4 protein-coding genes are annotated in these 3,895 nt (G+C 74.7%); 1 reads left to right on the plus strand and 3 read right to left on the minus strand.

Annotation, left to right across the window (positions count from 1 at the left end):
• Positions 1-147: 147 nt before the first annotated feature.
• Positions 148-420, minus strand: coding sequence for a DUF1876 domain-containing protein (locus ACTIDRAF_RS0222085; protein ID WP_016700886.1), 273 nt, complete (start codon positions 418-420; stop codon positions 148-150).
• A 398-nt stretch (positions 421-818) separates the two neighbouring features.
• Between ACTIDRAF_RS0222085 and ACTIDRAF_RS0222090 the strand changes: the two genes are divergently transcribed.
• Positions 819-1,730, plus strand: a complete 912-nt coding sequence (locus ACTIDRAF_RS0222090) for a universal stress protein (protein WP_016700887.1) — start codon at positions 819-821, stop codon at positions 1,728-1,730.
• Between the two features lie 645 nt (positions 1,731-2,375).
• On the opposite strand, the gene ACTIDRAF_RS0222095 is transcribed toward ACTIDRAF_RS0222090, so the two are convergent.
• Positions 2,376-2,654 carry an SHOCT domain-containing protein gene (locus ACTIDRAF_RS0222095; protein WP_016700888.1) on the minus strand — a complete coding sequence of 93 codons (279 nt, stop codon included), beginning with the start codon at positions 2,652-2,654 and terminating at the stop codon, positions 2,376-2,378.
• 57 nt (positions 2,655-2,711) lie between these two features.
• Positions 2,712-3,710, minus strand: a complete 999-nt coding sequence (locus tag ACTIDRAF_RS0222100; protein WP_026066379.1) for an Acg family FMN-binding oxidoreductase — start codon at positions 3,708-3,710, stop codon at positions 2,712-2,714.
• Between the last annotated feature and the right edge of the window lie 185 nt (positions 3,711-3,895).

The raw sequence follows: 3,895 nt of genomic DNA on the forward strand, positions 1-3,895 counted from the left end.
CCCGCCGATGTTCCTCCTCGGGGTCCCCGGGCACCGGGACGGCCGCCGCGAGGAGGCGGACGCACCTGCCGGCCGGGGACCGCCCCAAGACGTCCCCGGGGTTCACACCCGTGCGTGGCCCGCCCCTGGCGGGCGGCGAGGCGCCCGCTACACCCGCACGAAGGCGGGCTCGTGTGTCATCGACTCGATGTCGGTCGCCGTCATCCGAGCCAACTGGCGGGACAGGTCGGCGAGCGCGCGGGCCACCGCCAGCTCGTCGCCGATCTGGGGGACGTTGTCGTCCGACACGTTGCAGCGCGCTCGCCCCTCGCCGATCAGTGGGGGCTGGGCCTCCGTCGTGTACAAGCGGGCCTCGGCGTGCGTCTCCCGTCCCTCCTCGACCACGGAGACTTCGATGTTCCACCGCTTGACGTACTCCATGACGGCCTCCTCTCCCCGCTGGGATGTCGCCAGCATCCCGCCGTCGGGCGGTACGGAGCAGGGTCGAAGGTCCCGCCGACCGCCGGACCGGGTGCCGGCGGCGTCCCGACTCCGCGGCGGGTGGGCCGGCACGCCCCGGTGGCGCCCGGGCCAGACCACGTTCCCGGCGGGTGGGTTCCGGTGTGACCAGAACCCGCCCGCCCGCCGAGGGGCGACGGAGGTCCCTTCCTCACGGGCCGGAAGTCCCCGGCGCGCGGACCCCCCGCCTCGTACCGTCGAACGGGGAGGCGGTGGTACGGAGGTTGGGCGACCCGCCGACCCGTCAGGCCGGCGGGTCGGGGAACGCCCGCTCCGCCGTCGTCGCCGGCACACCGGGCGCAGACCCTGGGGAGGACGCGATGACCACCACAGTCGGCCACCACATCGTGGTCGGGGTTGACGGCTCCGAGGCGGCGCTGAACGCGACGCGGTGGGCGGCGGAGGAGGCGCGGGAACGCCGTGTCCCGCTGGTGCTGGCGCACGCCTACCTCCCGCTGTTCGTCACCTACCCCGGAGTGGTCACCACTCCCGAGTCGGTGGACGCGATCATCCAGTCGCAACGCGACGACGTCGCCCAGTACCTGGACCGGGCGACGGAAGTGGCGTCCGAGGTCGCCCCGGGCATCGACATCCGACCGGAGACCCGGATGGAGGGGCCGGTTCCGGCGTTGATCGCGTTGTCCCGGCAGGCCCAGCTGGTGGTCCTCGGGTCCCGGGGGCGTGGCGGCTTCTCCAGCCTGCTGGTCGGGTCGGCGGCCACCGCGCTCGCGGCCCACGGGCAGAGCCCGGTCGCCGTGATCCGGGGGAGGGCACCGACCGAACCTCCACCGGAGGCGGGGCCGATCCTCGTCGGCGTCGACGGCTCACCCACCAGCGAACGTGCCATCGCCTTCGCCTTCGACGAGGCCGCGTTCCGGGGCGCGGACCTGCTCGCGGTGCACACCTGGATCGACGCGGCCTTCGAGAGCGATTTCGAACTCACCAGGAACATGGTCGACTGGCAGGCCGTGGAGGCCGCCGAGGAACTGGTGCTGGCCGAGCGCCTCGCCGGCTGGCAGGAGCGGTACCCGGACGTGCGCGTTCATCGCATGGTGGTGCGGGACCGCCCGGGGCCGGGGCTGTTGAGCCAGGCCGAACGTGCCCGGATGATCATCGTCGGCAGCCGGGGCCGTGGCGGGTTCACCGGCATGTTGTTGGGGTCCACCAGCCGCACCCTGCTGCACCACGCGTCCTGCCCGGTCATCATCGCCCGCCCGGTGGACCAGTCCTGACCACCGCCTGGCCACCCACTCGGCTCGGGGGGCGCGGGCGTCCGGGGAGCGGTATGCCTGTGCCGCTCCGCTCGCCCCGCCGGACGTGCCGTGTCGCGGCCGCGCCCAGGACGGGTCGTCGTGGCGCACCGGACGGGCCGTGCTGCCGTTGCTCGTCGTCGGGGGACATCACCTGTCGACAGCCACTGGTCGCCAGGACGGAGCTGACCACCGAGCGGCCACCGGCGTGAGCGTGCCCGGCGCGCCGGGACTCCGGAGGGGTGCCGGGAGTGGACGGGTCACGCACGGGGTGGCGGGGGAGCGTGCCATCCCCCGGCTCCGGGCACCCGAGTGCCGAACCCGGCAGCGCGCACGCCCTCCCGGCGCGGAGTGCGGCGCTCCCCGAGGGGTGGGTACCCGGTACCAGGCCCGCCCGCGAGCGGAGCGTAACCGCTCCCGTGCGCCTGGCCACCCGCGCGAGCGCCAGCGAGACGACCGGGCGGGCCGTCCGCCACGAAGTGCCGTGCCCCGACGGGGACGCCGTGAGCGCGTCCGGACACGGCGCGCCGGTCGTCGGTGGCGTCGTCCCGCGCTTCCTCGCGCCGCCGCCGGCGGGCCGTCGTCAACCACGACCCCCTGTCCCCGGGCACCCGCGCCGTCGCCGGCTCACCCGTCCGGCGGGGTGCCGTCACCGTCGATGACCTGCCGGCGCCGCCGGTACTCCTCCTCGTTGATCTCGCCCCGGGCGAACCGCTCGTCGAGGATCCGCCGCGCGCTCTCCAACCCCGTCTCGCGAGTCATGGCATCCGCCCGGTGCGCGCCGGCCGTGCCACCCGCGACGCCGCGTCGGACCAGGAACGCCGAGAGGGCGATGGCGACGATCAACAACAGGAGAACGACGAAGAAGATCCAGGGGCCGGGCCCCCAGGTCGGTCCGTAGTACATCGGGCACTCCTTCCTCCGCTCCGCACGCCCGCAGGGCCGGGACGTCGGGCGACGCCCCTACCGCACCGCTGTCGCACGCTCCACGACCTCCGCCAGGGGACGGCGCGGGGGCGGGGCCAGCGGGGGAGCGTTGAGCAGTGGGCAGCCCACCCGCACCACGATGTGGGGGTGGGTCTGCGCGTCCAGCACCCGTTCGCGCAGTGCGTCCCGGGTGAGGGGGACCTCCAGCACCTGGCTCAGCGGGCAGCTGGCCAGGCCGTGCTCGGCCGCGCACAACAACACCGCGCTCAGGCCCTCCCCGGCCCGGAGCCACGACAACCGGTCCTCCCGGGCGCTGCCCAGCACCAACAGGGTGCCCGCGTCGGGCTCGTTCAACTGGCGGGGCGATCTGGGCAGCTCGCCACCAGGGAAGTGCCGGGTGGGCACGTCGGTGTCCTCGACACCGGCGGCCAGGGTGTTCGCGGCCGGAACACCTTCCACGTCCTGGGAGAGGCGCCCGCTCCACGTGGCCAACTCGGAGACGTACGCCTCGTCGGACTCCTGGAGTTCCGCCGCCTCCTTCATCGCGCTGACCAACCGGTAGCGGGTGGCCGGGTCGGTCATCGGGCGCACGGTCACCCCCTGTTCGGCGGCGCGCTCCTCCATCTCCCTGATCAGGGCGAGGGGCACCTGCCACAGGTCGTACCGGCGACGGTCGCTGCGCCGTTCCGGGATGACCGACGCCGTCCGGCGCTCCTGTTCGGTGGGCTGGTGCGGTCGGGTGCGCACCACGGCCAGCAGCGACTGGTCTGTCGGATCGGGAAGTCGGCGGACCTCGGTGGCCCACCCGGCGGCCGCGAGGGCCACCCGGAGGTGGTGCAGGGCCGCTCCGCAGCTCATCAGGACGTCCCACCCCCGGGGATCGGTCACCCGCAGCTGCCGGCTCCAGTCGGCGTACAGCCACACCGTCCCCTGCTCCCACCGCCAACGCCACGGCTGGGTGTTGTGCACCGACGGCGCGCGGGTCGCGTGGTCGACGGCCGACCACAGTTGTTCGTCGCCAGGACCGTCCGACATGCTCACCAGCTCCCGGGTCGACTCGGCTCCCCGTCGGGTCCTTCATCACGACGCTAGGCCCGCCCCGGCGGAGGCGGGCAGGGACCAAAGCCCGTCTCCGCCGAAGACGAAAGCCCCGGCCGGGTGGGGCCGCCCCCGCCGCGACCCGTGCCGCCGGGGAGGGGCCGGGCCCCGCCGGCGGGGCG

Origin of the sequence: Actinoalloteichus spitiensis RMV-1378, from assembly GCF_000239155.1 — a bacterium.
GTDB classification, from domain to species: domain Bacteria; phylum Actinomycetota; class Actinomycetes; order Mycobacteriales; family Pseudonocardiaceae; genus Actinoalloteichus_B; species Actinoalloteichus_B spitiensis.